2 protein-coding genes and 2 pseudogenes are annotated in these 2,484 nt (G+C 76.6%); 1 reads left to right on the forward strand and 3 read right to left on the reverse strand.

The features are described from left to right. Positions 1-188: pseudogene (locus JNW89_RS34545) on the reverse strand (hypothetical protein); the annotation flags it as partial. A gap of 80 nt (positions 189-268) precedes the next feature. Beyond that, positions 269-433, reverse strand: a pseudogene (locus tag JNW89_RS39605) (hypothetical protein); the annotation flags it as partial. Between the two features lie 208 nt (positions 434-641). On the opposite strand from JNW89_RS39605, the gene JNW89_RS34550 reads away from it, so the two are divergent. Continuing rightward, complete coding sequence (locus tag JNW89_RS34550) at positions 642-1,580, forward strand: AraC family transcriptional regulator (protein ID WP_238452228.1); 939 nt, start codon at positions 642-644, stop codon at positions 1,578-1,580. Here JNW89_RS34550 and JNW89_RS34555 read toward each other — a convergent pair. Further along, the gene (locus JNW89_RS34555; RefSeq protein ID WP_238452229.1) at positions 1,490-2,305 is read right to left on the reverse strand and encodes a TetR/AcrR family transcriptional regulator; all 816 of its coding nucleotides are present in this window, start codon (positions 2,303-2,305) and stop codon (positions 1,490-1,492) included. The two genes, JNW89_RS34550 and JNW89_RS34555, sit on opposite strands and share 91 nt — an antisense overlap. Between the last annotated feature and the right edge of the window lie 179 nt (positions 2,306-2,484).

Here is a 2,484-nt window from a genome sequence, read left to right on the forward strand (position 1 = left end):
AGCGCGTCGACGAACCGGAACGGCACCAGCGACTCGGTCGGTGGCGAGACCACCACCAGGTAGAGGGCGGAGACCGCGGCCTGCACCACGGCGACCGTGCTCGCCCCGACCGCCACCGCGAGCGCGATGGTGAGCAGGATGACCGTGAACACCGTCCAGCTGGTCTGCGGCCCGAGCGCCTGCACCACCAGGTCGGCGACGAGGACGCGGCCGCGACCCCGAGCAGCACCTCGACCGCCCGGCGGACCCGCTGGCCCCGGGCCTGGCCGAGGACGATCAGCGCGGCGGCGGGGGCGAAGAACGGCTGCGGGTGGCCGACCAGCCGGGTGGCCAGGACCCACGCCACCGTCGCGGCCAGGGTCGTCTCGACCACCGGCAGCCAGCCCTGCCGAAGCCGCCCGGCGGCTTCCCGGAACCAGCCCCACCGGACCATCGCCGCCTCCTCGCCCCGTTCGGGCCCCACCGTAGCCCGGCCGGCGGGTCAGGGCCGCCGGGCCCCGGCCACCTCCGCCGCGTACGCCCGGCGGCCCGTCGACCGGTCCTGCCGGCGCGTCGAGGACGGATGCGGTCGACCGATCGGCGGTGAGACGCTGAATGGTTCGCCGTCGGGCGGGCATACGCGGGCGTCTACGCTCACCACCGTGGATCTGCTGACCGGCCTGCTCGACGGCCCCCGCGCCCGGGGCGCGTTCCTGCTCCGCTCGCTGCTGGATCCGCCGTTCGCGCTGCGGATCGAGGACCGCGCGCCGCTGACCGTGGTGGCCGTGGTGCGCGGCACCGCCTGGGTGGTGCCCGACGACAGCGCCGCCGAGCTGCTGCATCCCGGGGACGTGGCGGTGCTGCGCGGCCCGGACGCGTACACCGTCGCCGACGACCCGGCCACCGCGCCGCAGGTGGTCATCCACCCCGGCCAGCGGTGCACCACCCTGCGGGGCGAGCCGCTGACCACCACCCCGGCGGCGGGGGTACGCACCTGGGGCACCGGCACGCCGGGCCAGACGGCGCTGCTGACCGGGACGTACCAGTTGCCGGGCGAGGTCAACCGGCGGCTGCTCGCCGCACTGCCCACGCTGCTGGTGGTCCGGGCCGACGAGTGGCACAGCCCGCTGGTCGGGCTGCTGGCCGACGAGGTGGTGCGGGACTCCCCCGGCCAGGAGGCCGTCCTCGACCGGCTACTCGACCTGCTGCTGATCGCCGTGCTGCGGACCTGGTTCGACCGGCCCGGCGCCACCCCCTCGTGGTACGCGGCGGCGGCCGACCCGGTGGTCGGACCGGCCCTGCGCCTGCTGCGCGACGATCCGGCGCGCCCCTGGACGGTGGCGTCGCTGGCCGCCGAGGTCGGGGTGTCCCGGGCCGCGCTGGCCCGCCGCTTCACCGAGCTGGTCGGCGAGCCGCCGATGGCCTACCTGACCGGCTGGCGGCTGAGCCTCGCGGCGGACCTGCTGCGCGAACCGGACGCCGCCCTCGGCGCGGTCGCCCGCCGGGTCGGCTACGGCAGCCCGTTCGCGCTGAGCACCGCCTTCCGCCGGGTACGCGGCATCAGCCCCCGCGACCACCGCACCCGCACCCCGGTCGCCTGACCGAACTCACCGCCGGGGCCGTCGCTCCACCATCCTCGGCCGACCGCGAGGCGATCACGGCCGGCCGAGGACCGGACACCCGGCCGGTCGGACAGGTCAGGCGCCGGTGAAGGCGCGGAGCAGGGCGCGGACGGCGGAGCGCAGGTCCTCGCGGCTCTCCGGGGCTGCCGGGCGGCGGCGCGCTGAGCGCGCCGGCGCGACGAGGCGGTCGAAGAGCAGCCCGTCGACGAAGGCGACGAACTGGTCGCCCTGCCGCCGTGGGTCCGCCGCGCCGCGTCCGCCAGCAGCGCCCGGGCCTGCTCGCGCAGCACGGTGCCGTGCGCCAGGATCGGCCGCAGTTCGGGTCGGTGCACGGCTTCCAGCAGGCAGGCGTAGCGGGCGAGGCTGCGGTCCCGGCCGGTGGTGAGCCAGCGGTCCAGCACCTGCGCCGTGGCCACCGCGAGGTGGTCGAGGTCGGCCGGGGTGAGCCGCGGCGGCGGCCCGGGGGCCGGCGCGGCGGTGGGTAGCTCGCGGTCCATCAGGTCGGCGCGGTCCAGGTCGACCAGGCGGCGTACCACTGCCTCGATCAGCGCCTGCCGGGTCCGCAGGTACGCCGACGTGGTGCCGACCGGCACCCCGGCCCGGGCGTCGACGGCCCGGTGGGTCAACGCTCGCATTCCGCCCTCGGCGAGCAGCGCGATCGCCGCGTCGGCCAACGCCGCCACCCGCGCGGACCGACCGTTCATCCGGGCCTCCTCGTCGGTGTTCTACAGCTGTAGTATGAACTTCTACAGTTGTAGAAAGGCGGTCGGGATGGACGGACACGTGGTGGAGGTCGACGTGCCGGTAGGCGTAGCCGAGGCTGTCCCACGCGCCGGCCATGCCGACCGGGTCGCCGATGGGCTCCAGCAGGGCGAGGGACCGG

The sequence above is a fragment of the Micromonospora sp. 4G55 genome (assembly GCF_016803375.1).